Below are 17,822 nucleotides of genomic sequence, written 5' to 3' on the forward strand. Positions count from 1 at the left end.
GGATTATTGGAATCGGTTTATTAAGAAATTCTATGTTATGAGTTAAGAGCAAAAGGTCTATATGTTGAAGGACAAAAATCACTTCCCGTATTATGGAAGGACGTTTAACTTGAACTAGGTTATAGAACGAAAAGTAATTGTGGAAATTAAGTCAGATGAAGAAATCCATCCAGTACATCCAAAACAGGTATTGACTTATTTAAAATTGACAGGTCTAAAACTTGGATGATTAATTCACTTCAATAGCCCACTAATCAAAAAAGGAATCACAAGAATTGTAAATAATTTATAGTATTGCTTTTATAAGACTTTGCGCCTATGCGCCTCTGCGAGAAAATAATTTTAGCAGCGCACTAATCAAAAAATGGAATTACAAGCATAATATATAATTTTTAGTATTGCTGCATCAGACTTTGCGCCTCTGCGAGAAAAAAAATTGATAATGAAACTACAAACCCAAATCCCATTTAAAAAACACACCGAAAATCTCATAGATTATCACTCTAAGGTCTTTTTGTTGGGCTCTTGTTTTGTAGACAATATTGGTAGGAAACTCGATTACTATAAATTTCAGAGTCATCAGAACCCGTTTGGCGTATTATTTCATCCTAAAGCCATAGAAACATTGGTTTTAAGGGCTGTTGAAGATATTCTCTATAATGAAGAAGATGTATTTTATCATAATGAACAATGGCATTGTTTTGACGCCCACTCTCAGATGAGCCATAGCTCAAAAGAGGATGTGATTACCAATTTAAATGTACAACTGCAAATTACAAGACAACAGCTCAAAGACGCCAGCCATATTGTAATCACTTTAGGTACAGCATGGGTTTACAGACATTATAAATCCAATTTACCAATAGCCAATTGCCATAAAATTTCGCAACAGAGTTTTAGAAAAGAGTTACTTTCCAATGACGAAATTACCGCTAGCCTTCAAAATATAAGAAGCAAAATTTTGCAGGTCAATACTAACGCTACGCTTATCTTTACACTGTCTCCGATCCGGCATGTTAAAGATGGATTTATAGAAAACACCCTCAGTAAAGCACATTTAATTGCTGCTATTCACAATTTTATTGCCCAACCTTCTGAAATGGGAAGTTTCTACTTTCCGGCTTATGAAATCATGATGGATGAACTCCGCGACTATCGGTTTTATACTGAGGATATGTTGCATCCTAATGCTACGGCCATCAGTTATATTTGGGAGAAATTTCAGAAGGTCTGGGTGTCTGAAAGTACTGTTGCGATGATGGCTGAGGTTGATGCTATTCAAAAGGGAATTGCGCACAGGCCGTTCAATCCCCAATCTGAAGCCCATGTCAATTTTTTAATACAACTGGAACTTAGAAAAAAAGCCCTTCAGAGGAAAATTGAGCATATTTCGTTTTAGAAATTCTATAAGTGATCTTTAGTACCAGAGAGTATTGTTTAAGTTACTTTAAGTGATCTCTGAACTGACTGATTATGCATTTATAACACCCGAACACTAGCAGGTACTAAGACGGTATAATCCCCATTGTTTCTGATGACATCCCTAACAATGGACGATGAGATATAAGATGTACTTGCGGCAGTCAGCAAAAACACAGTTTCTATCTTGGATAGTTTTCTATTGGTATGTGCAATGGCTTTTTCAAACTCAAAGTCGGCAGGATTCCGTAAGCCTCTTAATATAAACTGTGCCTCAATTTCCTTACAAAAATCGATGGTCAAACCTTTATAGGTCCTTACTTTTACTTTGGGTTGATCTTTAAAGGCTTCTTCAATGAACTTCAAACGCTGCTCTAAAGAGAACATGTATTTTTTATCGGCATTGATACCAATAGCAATCACCACTTCATCAAACACTTTTAAACCGCGATTGATGATATCATAATGACCTAGAGTTAGCGGATCAAAAGACCCAGGGAAGAGTGCACGTTTCATAATATTTCCCCAGAAAAGGGCATCTCATTTTATAAGTTAGAACTCAAATATAACTATTAATTGTGATTCATAAAGGCGTTCATTGTCTTTATAACAGTCGTCATGAAGGAAGGAATGCCCTATATAAGTTTAAATATTCAAATCTATTGATTAATTAATCCTTCTGCATTTTTAATTCTTAAGGCATTCGTCAATCGCATTTCCAAATAAATCCGCTAAACTAATGCCAGCCGAGGCCGCTTGCTGTGGTAAAATGCTCGCTTTGGTCATTCCAGGTACAGTGTTGACTTCCAATAAATGGGGTTCGCCGTCCTTAAATATAAATTCGCTACGGCTGAAACCTTTCATTTTTAAAACTTCATACACCCTCTTGGCAACGGTTCTTACCTGTTCCTCTTGTTCCTCTGTCAATCGAGCTGGTGTAATCTCTTGGGATTCTCCCAAGTATTTGGCCTGATAATCAAAGAAATCATTATTGCTTACAATTTCAGTAATCGGAAGTACGGTCACTTCACCTTTGTAAGTGATCACCCCCACGGATACTTCTACACCATCTAAAAAAGATTCAATAATCACTTCGTCATCTTCCTTAAAGGCAACTTCCAGCGCTTTATTAAAATCTTCTCTTTTATAAACTTTGCTGATGCCAAAACTACTTCCCGCCTTGTTCGCTTTCACAAAACATGGTAAGCCTACTTTAGCGATAATGGCATCTTCATCAATGGCATCGCCTAAATTCACGTAAAACGATTCTGCCGTTTTAATGCCATAAGGTTTTAAAGTGCTCAAACAATCCCGTTTGTTGAAAGTCAAGGCCGCTTGATACATATTGCAGCTGGTTTGTGGAATGCTCAACAATTCCAAATACCCCTGCATAAATCCGTCTTCTCCGGGCGTACCATGAATGGCATTGAACACACAGTCAAAGGTTATTTTGATACCATCAACAGTTGCTGAAAAATCGTTTTTATCAATAGCATGTTCTTGGTTGTTGGGATCTACATAGACCCATTTATTTTTGAAAATATGAACGCGATGTGGACTGTATTTTGCTTGGTCAAGGGTTTCGTAAACTACTTGTCCGCTTTTGAGGGAAATTTCGAATTCGCTCGAAAAACCTCCCATGATGATGGCAATGTTTTTTTTCATATCAATTTCCCACGGAAGTGGGAATCTCATTAATTTAGTTCATTCCTATTTTATTGACCTATTTTGTAAAGTAGGTTAATAATTATTTTTCAAGAAAGTGGAACTCCAATTTAAGTTAATCTTTCTGATCACGATTATTAGAATACTTCGTGAGAAATCGCGAATCCTTAATTACCACTATTTCATATCATTTATTGCAATTACAATATATAGACATTTTAAAGGTTATATCTTCGCGAGTTCGCAACATATCTTCGCAAACAAAAATATCACATTAAAAGCAAAAGAAAAAACGGTTGTGTTTTTATATATTTGTCACTTATAATAAATTTTCATGAGTCTAATAAAATTTTTATCGAGCAAAGCTTTTCTAAAGCAAATTATTCTTGCTGTCGTGGTGCTCGTAGTGTTGTGTTTCTTAGTGTTGAAGTGGTTAGATTATAGCACCAATCATGGGAGTTTTGTGACGGTTCCTGATTTGGCTGGAAAGACCATTGAAACCGCAGAAATTCAATTGAACGACAACCAATTGACCATGGAAATTCAAGATTCTGCCAATTACAATCCTAAATACCCAAAATACTCGGTTATTGAACAATATCCAAGAGCGGGAAGTCAGGTAAAAGAAAACCGAAAAATATATTTGATTCTAAATCCATCAGGTTTCCGTAAAGTAGAAGTACCCATTGTTGTAGGCCGTACGTTCCGTCAGGCCAAACCAACCCTTGAAGCTATTGGTTTTGAGGTGGGAAAAATTTCCTATATAGACGATATCGGTTTAGATGAAGTGCAGTCCATTTCTTATGAGGGTAAAGCGGTCAATGCTGGCGATTTACTCCCAATGACATCCACAATTGATGTGGTATTAGGTAATGGTAATAGAGGCGAAAACGAATAATGACAGACAATACTCCCAATTTAGAAGAGCAGAATGATGATGAGTTGTATGAGCATTATGCCTTTACAGCTGTAAAAGGACAGTCACCATTGCGTATCGATAAATATTTGATGAATTTTATCGAGAACGCAACGCGTAATAAAATTCAGGCTGCCGCCAAAAACGGTAGTATATATGTCAATGACCTTCCCGTAAAATCCAATTATAAGGTCAAGCCTTTTGATAAGATTCGGGTACTTTTTGAGCATCCACCCTATGAGTTTTTGCTAACTCCAGAAAATATCCCACTTCATATTGTTTATGAAGATGATGATTTGCTCGTGGTCAATAAGGAAGCGGGTATGGTTGTCCATCCAGGACATGGGAATTATTCAGGCACGTTAATCAATGCATTGACCTATCATTTTGATAACCTGCCCAACAATTCCAGTAATAGACCCGGATTGGTCCATCGGATTGATAAGGATACTAGCGGACTTTTGGTTATCGCTAAAACCGAAGCTGCCATGACGCATCTTGCCAAACAATTCTTTAATAAAACCAGTGAGCGTGAGTATGTGGCCATCGTTTGGGGAAATATTGAAGCCGAGGAAGGCACTATTGAAGGCAATATTGGAAGACATCCAAAAAACAGATTGCAAAACACGGTATATCTTGAGGATGATGAGGACAAGGGCAAACCAGCCGTTACCCATTTTAAAGTTTTGGAGCGTTTGGGCTATGTTACTTTAGTGTCCTGTAAGCTAGAAACTGGCCGTACGCACCAAATCCGCGTGCATATGAAACATATTGGTCACACGCTTTTTAATGACGCCCGATATGGTGGCGATAAAATCTTAAAAGGAACCACCTTTACTAAATACAAGCAGTTTGTTGACAATTGCTTTAAAATTCTACCACGGCAGGCATTACATGCTAAAACTTTGGGCTTTGTACATCCTACAACGGGTAAATTCATGAGCTTTGACTCTGAAGTGCCACAGGATATGCAGAATTGTATCGATAAATGGCGCCATTACGCCAAGCATCAGGATATGGATTTTGAATAGCCTTTAATTTTTTAATAACATAAGTGGCTCTTTACAATTTCTTATTTTGGGCGTTACCCTCTTTCAATAAATTTCCAGAGGGTCAGGTGGTCACTACTCGCTCTCTTTGAGGAGCTCAACATGCCGTTCCACTCTTAACGCACGTGCTGAGATAGGCACAACTTTATGCTTAGCTAAAAATTTAAAATTTTAAAAGGAGTTGACGCAACCAATGCCAACTATTGGCATCTATCAAAAACATGTCTTTCCCTAATGTAAAAATTGACACATTATGAGATCTAAAATTTATACTATTTCTATTTTTTTGCTGATTGGCACTTTAATGAGTTCTTGCGCTTCTGATGACGATTTAAGTTACCAAAATGATTTCCAAAACAGCCAAAAGGCGTGGTTGATTTTCAAAGATAAATCTGAAGACTCCTATACATATACCATTGCAGGTGGTTCATGGGTAGGGTATTCATGGGAAACCAAAATCACGGTAAGCAATGGGAAGATAATTCAAAGACATTTCAACTATATTATGACGGAAGGTCTAAATGACCTATCTCAAGAAGAAATGGAATGGGTTGAGACTGGTGAAGATATAGGAAGTCATGAAAATCAGGGTGCTGATGCATTAACATTAGACGACATTTACAATAAGGCAGAAAATATATGGTTGATTAAAAGAGATCATGCAAAGATTTATTTTGAGACTGATACTAATGGATTAATAGCAACCTGTGGTTATATTGAAAACGGTTGTATGGACGATTGCTTTGTTGGAATTAAAATTAAGAGCATAGAAAGTTTATAAAGCTGGAAGTTTTAAATTTTGCCTACCGCTTCGCTTTAAATTAATGAAAATTTGTTTCGTAACTTTACAAATTGAAAAGCAATCAATTTTAATATAAAGCAACCCACTTTCGTTGGCATCATTATGAAACTTGTCTTATCTCCCGCAAAATCCTTGGATTTTGAAACAGCATTACCCACAGAAAAAAATACGCAACCTGAATTTTTAAAACACTCAGAGCGCTTGAATAAAGTGCTTAAGAAAAAATCCGTCAAGGCATTATCAGACTTAATGAGCATATCTAAAGATTTGAGCCAACTCAATTATGAGCGCAATCAGGAGTGGGAAGTGCCTTTTACTAAAGAGAACGCTAGACCGGCAATCTATGCTTTCAATGGCGATGTGTATAGAGGGTTGGATGCCTATACCATTCCAAAGTCGAAAATTGATAAGACACAGGATACAATAAGAATCCTTTCAGGACTATATGGTATTCTTAAACCTTTGGACTTAATTCAGCCTTACCGATTGGAAATGGGCACTAAAATAAGTATCGGAAAAAGTAAAAACTTATATGAATTTTGGAAAAAGGACATTACCAAAGCTCTAAACAATGAATTGGAAGATGGTGAAGTATTCCTTAATTTGGCGAGTATTGAATATTTTAAATCGGTAGATACAAAAGTCTTAAAGGTGCCAGTGATGAATGTGGATTTTAAGGAATTGAAAAATGGTGACTATAAAACCATCGGGATTTATGCCAAATTGGCCCGTGGACTCATGGCACGCTACATCATAGATAATAATGTAGAGACATTAGATGCTATTAGAGGATTTGATTTAGAAAACTACCGATTTCATGAAAAGCTATCTAAAGAAAACACTTTAGTGTTTACAAGATAACAGACTGCTGATAGAGATTAAAGCGAAGCGCTTAAGGTTTCGATTTCTTATCAATACTGATTTTTTCAAGTGTTGAAGGTCTTCTTTTAATCCTTAGACGTTTTACGCCATAAGATCCGCGTTGAATTTTCCCGCGTCTTGTTTTTTTATCGCCTTTTCCCATTTTTTTAGTTTATTAGTTGTTAAAATGAACTAATTATTAAGATACTCAATATTTGTAACTTCAAACTCATATCTTCAGACTTTAATCATAATTTAACAGATGTACTTTTACTTTATTATCGCTTTTCAAGGCTTTTGTATTTATCACCTATTTAAAAATAGGAACTCCTACTATTGGGTTTTCGCAATCGTATTTCTGCCGCTGGTGGGATGTCTTGCTTATTTGATCACTCAAGTTTTTAATAAAAAAGATGCAGAGAAAATACAAGGTAATTTGACTACCATCTTGGATCCTTCCAAAAAAGTAAGAGATTTGGAACGAAAACTTGAATTTGCTGAAACCTATTTGAATAGGATCAATCTAGCAGATGCACTACTTGCTGCCCATAATTATCCCGAAGCCATCAAACAGTACCACATCGCTTTGGAGGATAAGACCCAAAATGATTTTTATGTAAAAGCGCAATTGATTAAAGCCTACTTTTATAACAAAGATTTTGATCAGGTTATTGCACTGAGTGAAGTTTCTGAAAGTCATAAGGAATTCGAGAAAACGGATGTTCCATTCCTTTATGGGATGGCCTTGGCCGAAAAAGGTAGAGGTGTTGAAGCAGAAAAGCAATTGCGATTGATTGATAGACCCTATTGCAATTATAAGGAGCGGTTGGCTTTGGCGAATTTCTTATTAAATTTAGAGAGACCTAAAGACGCCAAAGAAATCTTAGATGAGCTCCATGTTGAAATGCAAAACATGACAAAAATGAATCTGCGCCTTTATAGAACGACCATTCTAGAAGTGGAAAAATTGAGAAACAGTCTGTAAATGTTTATTCATAAACATCCATATCCGCCATTTATTAAAGAGGATACCACCAAACTTATTGTGGGAACATTGCCGCCACCACGATTTTCAGTGGGGGAGCTGTTGGAAAAGGATGTCGATTTTTGTTATGGAAGTTATTTCAATTCCCTTTGGTTGTTTATTGACAAAATTTATGATCTGAATTTAAGATTTGACAATTCCGAAGAAGCAGTAGCTCAGCGCAAAGAGTTTTTAATAGCTCATAAAATTGGGATCTGTGATATTGTTGCCAGTGCCGAACGTGAAAAAATTGATGCATCCGATTTAGGGATGACCAACATTCAACTGCGAAATATCGTTGGATATCTCAAAGAGTTTCCCAATATCGATACCTTGTTATTTACTGGAGGCAATAGTAAAAATGGACCAGAATATTTTTTTAGAAAACATCTGAAAACTTTCGGATTGAAGTTGGATTTAGTTTCAAATGAAGTGCCACGAATTCACGAATTTGAACTTCCTAATACTCTCAATCGAGCAGAAGAACAAGCGCTTCCAAATTCTGGTAATTCACCACAAGCGAAATCAAAGATTTTAAAAAGCCGAATCATTAAAACAGTATCCCTAACTTCGGGGTCTGGTGCTGCAAACATCTCTATTAGCAGAATGCCGCTCTACCAACATCTCAAAGCTAGAAATCCTGAGTTTAATACTTTTGATTTTAGGGTGTTGCAATACCGTGAGTTTATTTGAGTTAACACCGTATTTGAAAGTGTTAATGATAATCGTGGTAATGTTCTAATTTTCAAACCATCGTGAGTTTGTTGATTTCGACTTAACCATTCCCAACCCCACGAGAACAAACTATGAAAAAAATATTACAAATTAGCAATGGTATGGCACTCATTTCTACCATTACCATCAACTACCTGTCAAATACAGGAGCTATAAATAATACGACCATAGGCGAAGTTTCAAAAAGCTTAAACACGTTGTTTACGCCTGCAGGGTATGCCTTTGCCATTTGGGGATTTATATATTTGCTCTTAATTGGTTTTATTGTGTATCAGGGCAGAAGCTTATTTGTAAAGGTGAGAGATGATGCATTTGTAATGGAAATAGGATGGTGGTTTGTCATTTCCTGTGTGGCGAATACAACTTGGGTGTTCTTATGGGTTTATGGCTATACGGGATTATCCTGTGTGTTTATATTTTTAATGCTTTTCTCTTTGCTGAAAATTGTCATGGACAATGCCATGGAATTATGGGATGCGCCCATTTCGGTTATTGCTTTTTTATGGTGGCCCTTTGTGTTTTATAGTGGCTGGGTAACAGTGGCTAGTATGGCCAACGTATCCGCATATCTAACAAAAATAGAATGGAATGGCTTTGGAATGTCCCCGGAAGCTTGGACCATTTTTATGATTATTGTGGCTTTGAGTGTAAATTTAATCGTCACCTGGACGCGCAATATGCGCGAATTCGCTCTGGTTGGCGCATGGGCACTCAGTGCCATTGCCTATAAGAATTATGAGCCGGAGATCACCATTGCCTATGTTGCCGGTTTTGCTGCGCTTGTTTTAATTGTGAGCAGTTTTGCTCATGGCTATATCAACAGAGCTACCAGTCCAATGGCAAAGTTGAAGGAGCATTTTCAGTAGTGCGAGCCCATTTCCTATGAGACAAACTTTAAGAATTGATACTGTTTAACAAGATAGGAAGGGAAATTCCAAAACGCTAAACCAGCAGTACCGATTTTTTAACCTGTTTTTAAATGATGGTGGTTTTGATTAACAGTTCTCTGTGTTCAACGAAAGTACAAGGTTACTCTACGTCGTTATAAAAAAAGACAGACAAAAACCCATAGGTTTTTTATAACTTCTAGAACCCTTTTCCAAAGAACTTAGAAATGTCAAAATAGTAGGCCACTTCTTCACCATCCAATTTTTTTAAGCTTAATATATCATAGGGTTTGTTTTTATAATGAGAAAGTGACTGTCCTAACAATTGACACCCTTGACAGTCTTTTTTTACATACTCATATTCTTCAACAATACTGTTTACGATAACTGCTTTTTCATAAGTGCTTCCATCACGTTCATGTTTTGCTATATTTTTTGAAGAAGCACAAGAAAGTGCTAGAAAAACAAGCATGACGCCTATAGTAATAAAATTTCTCATAAGGATAGGTTTTTTAATGTTGGTTTTTTGAGGCAACTACAACTGTCGGCATATGATTCTCATTATAAATTTAGGATTTCTTAGCCTTAAAAGTGCCGTTAGGTTGAATCAGGTTCATATCTTTAATAATGTCGTCAGTTTCTAAGAACTCAATTTTAAATCCGTCTGCAGCCTTAAATGAAAACTTGTGTTTTTCAGTAGGCATCAGTTCATATTCAGGTTGCCCAGGAACAAACAGATAGAGAACGTTCTCATTTTTAATATAGATTTTTAGTGTGGTGCCCATCAAATTATAATCGCCCACATACATTTCTAAATCTGCATTGCTAACCTCAATAGTGTTTGGCGAGCGTTTAAAGGCAATAGGTTCTAATGCTGCTTCAGTTTTCATGCTCACATTTATAATCTCACCACCATCACCGCTCGCAAAGTTTAATCGCATTTGTCCAGTTTCTGTAGTATCAATACCGGTTTTGGTCACCTCAAAAGGTTCAAATACATCATAATGGTAGTGTCTTAAAAAAAGCTTTTTGCGTTTAAGAATTGCAAATAAGGAGTCGTTTTCAACTATAATATTAAAACTGCCATAACCTGCATTCTCATAACTGCCCGTATAGTCCTGCTTTATATGGGATGGTTTTGTGTTCTTTATTTGGGTTGTCTTACTGTCTTCAAGTTTGAGCTCTTCCTGCATCTTTTTTGCTTTTTCTTGTGAGTCAATAAAGCGTTTGGTCCAGTCGGTTTTTTTACCTTCAAAGAAACGATCTGCTATGGTATTCCTCACAATGCCAGGAACTGAAGATCCGTTCTGATTGACCAAGACCACAATACCCAATTTATCACTTGGATAAAAAGCGACACTCGCTGAAAAACCATCGATATTGCCACCGTGTTCCACCCGATAGTGTCCTCTATAGGAGGTTTCCATCCACCCATAACCGTAGTTCGCAAAAAACATATCCGGATGATCTTCTTCAGGTAATGCAGCAGCCATGACCATTTGGGAACTGATAGCTTCATTAATGTAGATTTCAGGTAAAATCTCCTGGTCGTTGTGTTTTCCTTTGTTGATCCACATGTTTAACCATTTGGCCATATCATTGGCACTGCTATAAATGCTTCCTGCCGGACTCATCCCAGAAATGTCATAATAATCCATTTTGCTGATGACATTGCCCTTTTTAAGTTCGTAACCAAAAGCGACGTTATCACTTTTTTGCAATTCACTCAATAAGGTTTGTGAACGCGACATGCCCAAGGGCTCAAAAAATCTGCTTTTGATATTTTTTTCCCAAGATTCACCGGTAATTTTCTCTGCAATAACTCCTTGTGCCAAAAACATAAAATTATTATAATGCCATTCCTGCCTTAAACCAGTAATAGGTTCTTGATAGGCAATCCGCTCGATTAAGCTATCCTTATCGGCCGATGGAAACAAATACCAACTAAAATCATGACGAGGTAAACCCGTACTATGGCGCATCAAATCTTTGATGATGACTTGATTGTTTAGATTGTCATTATAGAATTTTAATTCGGGAATGTATTTTATGGGGCTGTCGTCAAAAGATAATTTGTCTTCCGCCCTTAATTGGCCCAATATGGCTGAAGTAAAAGCTTTCGTTGAAGAACCAATCGCAAAAAGCGTGTTGGCATCCGTGGGTACTTTATTTTCATAATCGCTATAACCGAACCCTTTTGAGTAGATCACTTTATTACCATCAACAATGGCTACGGAAAAGCCAACGGCTTTAGTAGCCTCCAATACGGCATTGAGATCTTTGTCAAGGCCTTTAAGTCGCTTGTCGGTTTGTGCGTAAATGGATGGGAAAAGTGCGAGACATAAGATAAGACAGATGAACTTTTTCATGAGCTATTGGTTTTGGTGGATTACTTTATCAGTATTCTAATGTCTGGAAAAGTTACGTTTTTCAATGAAATAAAACATTCTCCCAAAACATAATTTATCTAAAATGTTTCGGGAGAATGTTAGAAGAGGTGCTATTTAGTAATGGTATGTTCCCAATTGGCACCACTAATATCTGTGATTTTTAAGGTGTAATTTCCTTTTGGAAGGTTTTTAATTACGTCATCCTTAAAATTGAGGTTGGCTTTTGCACCCAACGGAATAACTAAACTGTGCTTTCCTGGTTTGACCTTGGCAATATAATAATTGTCAATGAGGTTCTTATCAATGCCTGCCAAATCATCTGGTTGATAGTCTATGACTTTATTTCCTTGAGTATCCGTCAAGGTAATTTCAATCATCCAAGCGCCGTAAACATCTACACCTTCCGTTCTGTAGACGTCAAATGAAAGACCGTTGGCATTTAATTGACCTTCGGAGATTTCAAGTTTTGGTTTGACTGATTTATTATGCAAGGTTCCCCAAACGCCGCCATGGAACATTTGGTTGGTATAGAGCGTCAATCCGAAAATAAAGAGGGCGCCCACCAGAACTACTTTTGGAAAGATGCGATCTCTAATTGGTAAAATACCAGATCCTAACCATGCAAACCATTTCTTTTTAGTAAAGGCATAGTTCTTTTTCATTAGGTAGTTGTCCATTGAATATTTACCGCTCCCCGTAAAGAACAGCATATAGCCTGTGGCAATTCCAAGGACGCCAATTTGCCATTCATCCAAACAGGTGGTGCCAATCCAGCCCGAACCTAACAAGATGCCCATGGCCAATCCGAAGACGCCAATACTCATGAGTCGGGTAAACAGACCAAGAATCATAAAGAGGCCAACAATACCTTCTATAATGGTAAAACCTACCATGGCCAACCACAGTGCGTCTGGATTTTCAACTAAATATTGAATAATGGGTTTAATGCCCAAGGCATGGGGAAGGAAGTGGTTAAACTTCTCACCGATATAACCGGCAACTTCCGGATCTAATTTATTGTCTAAAATAATTCTTCTGTAAAAGGCTGAAAAGTAGGTCCAGCCTATGACCATTCTTACAGAAAGGGCTAATAGCCCAGCGTCGTTTTTAATAGGTAATTTCATTGTATTTATTCTCAAAAAGGGTTACTTATTTCTTTTGGCTAACTGTAGGAGTTAGCCTTGTTAACTTAAGAAATGAGTTACAGATGAACCTTTAGGTTCTGATAGAGAATGTAATAGGGGATACGTGTTACGGAATTTGCGTTGCCCGTGAACATTGAGGTTTGTTGTAGCGAAAGCTCAAGGCCAATCGCAGTGAGTTGCGGTTTGGGGTCAATAAATGCAGGAGAAATTTGATGTATAGTCTTTGTGACCGCAGATACCGATTCTATATCTTCATAAACTTGGCAAACACTTTTGTTTGAAACTTCGGTTTGTGGAATTTCAAGAGCTGTCTGTACCGAGTTTCTAACCTTACAAGGTGAAAGTAGCAAAAGAAATATGAGCCCAACTAATGAGGCTAATGTCGCTGCTTTTCTTATGTGTAGTTTTTCTTTCACGCGGCAAAGATAGCCTTATTTTTGACTTTTGGAGATATGCTATTGTTTGATGTTTTTATTACTTGATATATCCTACATAATAATTGTTTCATAGAAAAACTGTAAAGTGCTAAAGGCCAAATTCCAACTGAATATTTAGTGGAAATTTTTGAAGTATTGAGGAGATACTAATTTTTTAATATCAATTTAGAATTAGTGAATTCATTGAATACGTGAAAAAAATCAATCACGATATCCTCATGGTAAATAAACTTTGAGTTTCTTGGCAAAAGAAGTTGTTTCACAGAGTGAAGACACAACGAAGAGTTTGATTATATGAGGAATTGTAGGTAATAATTGAAATTATTAAATCTATGAAATTCCTGTCTCTTAAAATAGTGTCATCAGCGGTCCATAAGGCTTCTAAGATTTTAGGCACCGAAAGCCGAAAGCAAACTGCTCTATGGAAATGATTGGTTAATTGGAGATTTCATATTATTAGTACTGTTGGCAAAAGTTAGTACCCTACAGCACCGCCGTCCGGACTCGAAGAATCCGATGCCCCAATAAATACGTCAGCATCGGTAGGAATTAAAATTCCCATTAACCTTCCTAGATTTGTTGTTTCTTTGGTGGTGTGTCCCATGTGCTCCAATGCTTTTTGGGTATCAGGAGACATTAAATCTTTTTCAAAAGTCAGTTCATTTGGAAACCATTGATGGTGGATCTTCATAACTTCAATGGCTTTTTTAATAGGCATTTCATATTCAATGACATTCAAAATTGTTTGGAAAACGGTATTAATGATCGTTCTTCCTCCTGGGCTTCCAATTACGAGGTAGGGTTTTCCGTTTTTGGTGACAATGGTGGGACTCATGCTGCTTAACATTCTTTTTTCTGGTTGGATGATATTTGGATTGGTGCCAATTAACCATCCACTGTTTGTATAGCCAGGTTGCGGATTAAAATCGCCCATTTCATTATTAAAAATAAATCCAAGTTTTGGCGAACCCAATCCTGAGCCATAAGATTGCTCAAGAGTATAAGTGAGCGATACGGCATTTCCCGCTTTATCTACTACCGATAGATGCGTGGTGTTTTTACCATCATAAAGCTGTCCAAATTTTAAAGAATCGCTTGGAGAGGCTCTATTTTGATCAATATTTTGGTAGCGCATTTTAGCAAATTCCTTTGAAGTCAATCGGTCCAATGGCATCTCCAGATTAAAATCGGGGTCGCCCAAGTGTTCCGCTCTATCCGCAAAAGCGCGACGCATGGTTTCAGCAACCAAATGCACATATGGGGTTGAATTAAAGGCAATAGAGTCTAAATTGGCCTGTTCCATGATGTTCAACATCTCAATTACGGCAACACCTCCTGAACTTGGTGGTGGCATGGCTACGATGCCATATTCCTTGTAAGTTCCGGTAAGTGCTTTACGTTCTACGGCTTCATATTTACTCAAATCTTCCAGGGTAATGATCCCACCATTGGCCTTCATGAAATCGGCTATTTCTTTGGCCACACTGCCTTTATAAAACCCGTCTTTCCCCTTATCTCTAATCAGTTTTAAGGTCTTTGCCAAATTTTTTTGGACCCATACTTCGCCAAATTTGGTCAGTTCACCGTTTGGCTTTTTATAATAATCCTTTAAGAATTGAGGTTGGGTACTGGTAGCAGAATTGAAATTCTTTGCATGTTCTGAAAGAGCGTAAGAAAGCACCACACCTTTTTCAGCTAAATCTACTGACGGCTGCACCAAATCCTTCCAAGGCAGAACGCCATATTTTTCATGCGCCAAATATAATCCGGCAACAGTGCCTGGAACACCAACGGACTTCAGACCTTGATGATTGCTGCCAGGAATTAAATTTCCAGAATCATCTAAATACATGCCTGCAGTAGCAAGCAACGGCGCTTTTTCTCTAAAATCGATGGTTGTGGAAGTGCCTGTAAGATCTGAATAAACAAGGAATCCGCCGCCACCGATGTTTCCTGCTTGTGGATGCGTTACAGCAAGCGCAAATGCGGTAGCAATAGACGCGTCAATTGCATTTCCGCCTTTCTTGAGGATTTCAGTGCCAACTTGTGATGCCACGGAATTATCTGAAACCACCATGCCATTTTGAGCATAGGTTTGCGCAAAACTATGGTTTGAGAAAATAAATGTCGCTAAAAAAAGAACCAGGATAAAAGAGATTTTAGTTTTTTTCATAATGCTGTTTATATGTTGCAATGGAGTGTGTGTTGAATTATATTCAAACTCCTAATTTAGGAAATAATTATTCCAATATATAGTTTTTGTGACAATGTTGATGTCAGTGCTTGTATAATTACAATATGGGAGGTAATAAATGCATTTCTAATTCAATTTAAAAACAGCCATCACATTTTTATGATCCGTGGGCCAAATGCCTTCGGGCGTTTCAATAGGATCGTCAGAGGTTTCCAATTGGCGTTTGTTACCCACAATAGAGCCTTTAGGACCGATGATTTTAACCTCTATAAGTTCTAGTTCTTTGGATGGCAAATAAAAAATATAATCAATCCGATCTCTGTCGTCAGCATCTGGCGCCCAGGCTAATTTTTCAAGAGGCACCAAAGGGGTGTCGGCTGGAAAAGTAAATCCTGGATGGCTTACGGGGTCTGGAAAAAGTTTGCGATAAGCGTCGATAAATCCTGCCTTGTCCAGTTCTAAGGTATTGTGCCAAGGCATCACCACACCGTTATGGTCGTAGAGGTCTTTTGTGGTTGCTGTCCAGTCTAAAAATGAGGCCTCATTAAGATCGCCACCCAAAATTACAAGTCGGCCTTGTGATTTCTCAACCATGGCATCTGCAATAAATGCGCTAACGGCTTCATCTCGCATAGAGGCTAAATTATCGGTAGCAATGGTTAAGGAATCAGTAACTATAGTGTCCAGCTTTTTCCAGGTAGAACTGTCATATCCTCTGGGTAAATAAATACTGCAATGTCTATAATCGAGATGGGCACTATAAAAGGCAATTTCAGCACTTTCGATTTTTAGGACTGCTTTTGTAATAGAGCCTTGGTCATTTTTTACAGGAAACACTGCTGTTTGGGAAAGAATGGGATAACGCGAAAGAATACCAGAATCTTCACTGCGTTCTGAATAATAGGTATGACCACGTTTTTCCAAAGCAGTTACCAATCGTTCTGCCAGACTTTTATTGTCGTAATTTCTTACCTCGCTCAAAGCTATTAGGTCAGCATCGGTGCGAATAACTTCGTCAATAATCGCATCAAAACCATCGGGAACGATGGTGCCTTCTTGCCAAATATTAAACTGTAATACTTTTAGAGATTGTTCTTGCTGTGCAACACAGCAAAATGTGAAATACATAAAAAACAAAATAAATAGACAATATGCGTTTCTAGACATTGTAAATGAAATTTAATGACTGGTAGAAAGGTAATGCTAATTTTTTAATCTATTAACGTCATGATTTTTGAGGTACTAATAACGATGTCGAGGTTTGTGCAGATTTCTAATTAGTTTTAAAGAAATACTTCGGTTGTTAATACTATTAATTCCAATTCTTAGATTGGTTTTATGATGTTTGAGAAAAATTATCTCTAATTTTTAAATGCATGGTTAGGTTTGTAATCAATCAACCAAAAATTTACTTTTAAACTGTTTAACAGTTCATATTCCATGCGCACAAAACCATAGATTGTTGAAAAATAGCTTTTTAGTTTGGTCTCTCCAAGCTCTGATTTTGCTGAACTTTCAATAATATAACACTCGATATCGCCAACGCCAGATTTAAGAACTTCCATTGCCGTGACTTTATAATGGTAGGAGAGCAGTAAATGGCCTTCCCATTTCCCCCATAATTCATTTCCCCAAGGTTCTCCAATCAACATTTTATCCGACCATTCAGTACCAACCATCAGCGGTTTTTTTATAAATGGAAATGGGGCGGTTTCCAAAGCATTAAAAAATCCGGTTCGGATAGGGTGGAGCCAAATGTTTTTGGAATTATCTACAAGTCCTGTTGAACTCATGCCTCTAGAAAGTGGTTCCTGAATATATGAGATTTCAGTTTGACCTTTATTGGTTCTCTCAGCATCTGAAACTTGTTGTACAATCAATCGGATCTTGTCTACTTCAATGTTCTTGGTCGTTGAGGTTACTAGCTCAAAATCGGTACTGGCAAACATACCTTTGTTTCTTTTGAGTTTTAATTTTTTGCCATGCTGGATAATTTCATAATTGAAAACATAATTGTTCCCAACTCTATACACTTCATTATTGGCATCAACCTCTCCCGCTTCAATAATTACCGAGCCATACTGTTGGGCAGCTCCAATTTGGAAAACTATCAGAAATAGCAAGGTCAATTTTAGGTGCATTGTAACTATTTTAAATGAGAATGGACAGATATTTTAAAGATAACGAAATTAAATATTTGAAAGCGTTCCCAAAAGAAAATAACCTGAAATGATAAGTTCTGCTAAGTTTTTGAAAAGTCATTTCGTATTCTGGTTTGTTTCTGGAGAATTTCTTAGA

At 37.3% G+C, this 17,822-nt stretch carries 18 protein-coding genes; 9 read left to right on the forward strand and 9 right to left on the reverse strand.

What is annotated here, in order from left to right:
• The first annotated feature begins 139 nt into the window (after window positions 1-139).
• Window positions 140-229, forward strand: a complete 90-nt coding sequence (locus G525_RS22830; protein ID WP_342662739.1) for a GxxExxY protein — start codon at window positions 140-142, stop codon at window positions 227-229.
• Window positions 230-442: 213 nt separating this feature from the next.
• Window positions 443-1,399 (forward strand): GSCFA domain-containing protein, encoded by a 957-nt coding sequence (locus G525_RS0106190; protein ID WP_027125378.1) that lies wholly within the window; start codon window positions 443-445, stop codon window positions 1,397-1,399.
• Between the two features lie 80 nt (window positions 1,400-1,479).
• Here the strand turns inward: G525_RS0106190 and coaD are convergent, their stop codons facing one another.
• Together coaD and G525_RS0106200 are read right to left on the reverse strand one after the other, a co-directional pair.
• A complete protein-coding gene (gene coaD / locus G525_RS0106195; RefSeq protein WP_027125379.1) occupies window positions 1,480-1,935 on the reverse strand; it encodes a pantetheine-phosphate adenylyltransferase in 456 nt (151 codons plus the stop codon).
• Window positions 1,936-2,106: 171 nt separating this feature from the next.
• The gene (locus G525_RS0106200; RefSeq protein WP_027125380.1) at window positions 2,107-3,084 is read right to left on the reverse strand and encodes a D-alanine--D-alanine ligase; all 978 of its coding nucleotides are present in this window, start codon (window positions 3,082-3,084) and stop codon (window positions 2,107-2,109) included.
• A 334-nt stretch (window positions 3,085-3,418) separates the two neighbouring features.
• On the opposite strand from G525_RS0106200, the gene G525_RS0106205 reads away from it, so the two are divergent.
• The 4 genes from G525_RS0106205 (at window position 3,419) to yaaA (ending at window position 6,712) form a co-directional block, all read left to right on the forward strand.
• Window positions 3,419-3,982 carry a PASTA domain-containing protein gene (locus G525_RS0106205; RefSeq protein ID WP_027125381.1) on the forward strand — a complete coding sequence of 188 codons (564 nt, stop codon included), beginning with the start codon at window positions 3,419-3,421 and terminating at the stop codon, window positions 3,980-3,982.
• Window positions 3,982-5,031 carry an RluA family pseudouridine synthase gene (locus G525_RS0106210; protein ID WP_027125382.1) on the forward strand — a complete coding sequence of 350 codons (1,050 nt, stop codon included), beginning with the start codon at window positions 3,982-3,984 and terminating at the stop codon, window positions 5,029-5,031. Before G525_RS0106205 ends, G525_RS0106210 begins: the two co-directional genes overlap by 1 nt.
• Window positions 5,032-5,302: 271 nt before the next feature.
• Window positions 5,303-5,830, forward strand: a complete 528-nt coding sequence (locus G525_RS0106215) for a hypothetical protein (RefSeq protein ID WP_035479163.1) — start codon at window positions 5,303-5,305, stop codon at window positions 5,828-5,830.
• 123 nt (window positions 5,831-5,953) lie between these two features.
• Entirely contained in the window at window positions 5,954-6,712 is a 759-nt protein-coding gene (gene yaaA / locus G525_RS0106220) for a peroxide stress protein YaaA (protein ID WP_027125384.1), read from the forward strand.
• A gap of 31 nt (window positions 6,713-6,743) precedes the next feature.
• Here yaaA and G525_RS22025 read toward each other — a convergent pair whose 3' ends face one another.
• A complete protein-coding gene (locus tag G525_RS22025) occupies window positions 6,744-6,875 on the reverse strand; it encodes a 30S ribosomal protein THX (protein WP_084647716.1) in 132 nt (43 codons plus the stop codon).
• A 99-nt stretch (window positions 6,876-6,974) separates the two neighbouring features.
• Here G525_RS22025 and G525_RS0106230 point away from each other — a divergent pair, with 99 nt between their 5' ends.
• The 3 genes from G525_RS0106230 to G525_RS0106240 all read left to right on the forward strand — a co-directional run bounded on the left by G525_RS0106230 (window position 6,975) and on the right by G525_RS0106240 (window position 9,337).
• The gene (locus tag G525_RS0106230; protein WP_157491892.1) at window positions 6,975-7,697 is read left to right on the forward strand and encodes a hypothetical protein; all 723 of its coding nucleotides are present in this window, start codon (window positions 6,975-6,977) and stop codon (window positions 7,695-7,697) included.
• Window positions 7,698-8,429 carry a uracil-DNA glycosylase family protein gene (locus G525_RS0106235; RefSeq protein WP_027125386.1) on the forward strand — a complete coding sequence of 244 codons (732 nt, stop codon included), beginning with the start codon at window positions 7,698-7,700 and terminating at the stop codon, window positions 8,427-8,429.
• Between the two features lie 113 nt (window positions 8,430-8,542).
• Entirely contained in the window at window positions 8,543-9,337 is a 795-nt protein-coding gene (locus G525_RS0106240) for a hypothetical protein (protein ID WP_027125387.1), read from the forward strand.
• A 220-nt stretch (window positions 9,338-9,557) separates the two neighbouring features.
• Here the strand turns inward: G525_RS0106240 and G525_RS0106245 are convergent, their stop codons facing one another.
• The 6 genes from G525_RS0106245 to G525_RS0106275 form a co-directional block, all read right to left on the reverse strand.
• Window positions 9,558-9,857 carry a hypothetical protein gene (locus G525_RS0106245; protein WP_157491893.1) on the reverse strand — a complete coding sequence of 100 codons (300 nt, stop codon included), beginning with the start codon at window positions 9,855-9,857 and terminating at the stop codon, window positions 9,558-9,560.
• Window positions 9,858-9,927: 70 nt separating this feature from the next.
• Window positions 9,928-11,727: a serine hydrolase gene (locus G525_RS0106250; RefSeq protein WP_027125389.1), complete on the reverse strand. Its 1,800-nt coding sequence runs from the start codon at window positions 11,725-11,727 to the stop codon at window positions 9,928-9,930.
• Window positions 11,728-11,858: 131 nt separating this feature from the next.
• Window positions 11,859-12,872 (reverse strand): TQO small subunit DoxD, encoded by a 1,014-nt coding sequence (locus G525_RS0106255; protein WP_027125390.1) that lies wholly within the window; start codon window positions 12,870-12,872, stop codon window positions 11,859-11,861.
• A gap of 933 nt (window positions 12,873-13,805) precedes the next feature.
• Window positions 13,806-15,503 (reverse strand): gamma-glutamyltransferase, encoded by a 1,698-nt coding sequence (ggt, locus tag G525_RS0106265; protein WP_027125392.1) that lies wholly within the window; start codon window positions 15,501-15,503, stop codon window positions 13,806-13,808.
• A 147-nt stretch (window positions 15,504-15,650) separates the two neighbouring features.
• Window positions 15,651-16,652, reverse strand: a complete 1,002-nt coding sequence (locus G525_RS0106270) for an endonuclease/exonuclease/phosphatase family protein (protein ID WP_027125393.1) — start codon at window positions 16,650-16,652, stop codon at window positions 15,651-15,653.
• A 233-nt stretch (window positions 16,653-16,885) separates the two neighbouring features.
• Entirely contained in the window at window positions 16,886-17,665 is a 780-nt protein-coding gene (locus tag G525_RS0106275; protein ID WP_035479166.1) for a hypothetical protein, read from the reverse strand.
• Window positions 17,666-17,822: the final 157 nt, after the last annotated feature.

The sequence above is a fragment of the Gelidibacter mesophilus DSM 14095 genome, from assembly GCF_000423005.1.
Taxonomy (GTDB): domain Bacteria; phylum Bacteroidota; class Bacteroidia; order Flavobacteriales; family Flavobacteriaceae; genus Gelidibacter; species Gelidibacter mesophilus.